This is a genomic window from Mycobacterium venezuelense (assembly GCF_054919535.1).
The window spans coordinates 1-973 of the sequence record NZ_JBONDW010000057.1 but is presented as its reverse complement, the minus strand read 5'-3'; the positions used below and the strand labels follow the sequence as shown (position 1 = coordinate 973).

General features: G+C 67.2%; 1 protein-coding gene. It reads right to left on the bottom strand.

All coding sequences use genetic code 11. The annotated features are described in order from the left end of the window. A partial coding sequence (locus tag ACRCUN_RS34160; protein WP_462146028.1) for an NAD-glutamate dehydrogenase domain-containing protein occupies positions 1-973 on the bottom strand: 973 nt, incomplete at both ends.

Here is a 973-nt window from a genome sequence, read left to right as displayed (position 1 = left end):
CGGTAGTTGAGTAGCCAGCGGCCGGCGCGGTCGACGAGGCGGCGCAGGTCGAGTGTCATGCGGTCGGTGACGGTGGTGGGCACGCCGGTGTCGGCGGCGGCGCGGATGTGGCGCCAGACGGTGCCGATGTTGAAGATGGCGTTGGTGGCGACGTAGGCGCGTACCGCGTCGACGGGGCCGACGCCGACGTCTTCGGTGATGCGGTAGGCGTAGCTGATGCCGCTGGTGTCGACGAGGTCGTTGACCAGCATGGTGGTCACGATTTCGCGGCGCAGTTGATGGGCGCGGATCTCGGGGCCGAACTGCTCACGCAGCCGGGCCGGGAAGTAGGCGGGCAGCCGGGCGGCGAACACCTCTTGGTCGGGCAGGTCGCTGGCCAGCACGTCGTCTTTGAGGGCGAGTTTGACGTGGGCCATCAACGTGGCCAGTTCCGGGGAGGTCAACCCGATCCCGGCCTCGGTGCGCCGACGGATCTCCTTTTCTGACGGCAGGGCTTCTAGTTCGCGGTTGAGGCCGCGGTGGGCGGCCAGGTTACCGATCATGCGGGCGTGCACTGACAGCATGCTGGCGGCGTTGGCGCGGCTGGTGCCCATCAGATCGTTTTGGTCCTGATTGTCGACGAGCACCAACGCCCCGACCTCGTCGGTCATCGACAACAACAGCTCGGTGCGCTCGTCGGGGGTGACTTTGCCGGCGGTGACCAGCGAGTCGATGAGGATCTTGATGTTGACCTCGTGGTCGGAGCAGTCCACCCCGGCCGAGTTGTCCAGCGCGTCGGTGTTGATCCGCCCACCCGCGAGGTCGAACTCGATGCGGCCCAGTGAGGTGACCCCGAGGTTGCCGCCCTCCCCGATCACCTTGGCCCGCACCTGATTGCCGCACACGCGGATCGCATCGTTGGCGCGGTCCCCGACGGCGATGTCGGCTTCGGACTCGGCTTTGACGTAGGTGCCGATGCCGCCGTTCCACAACA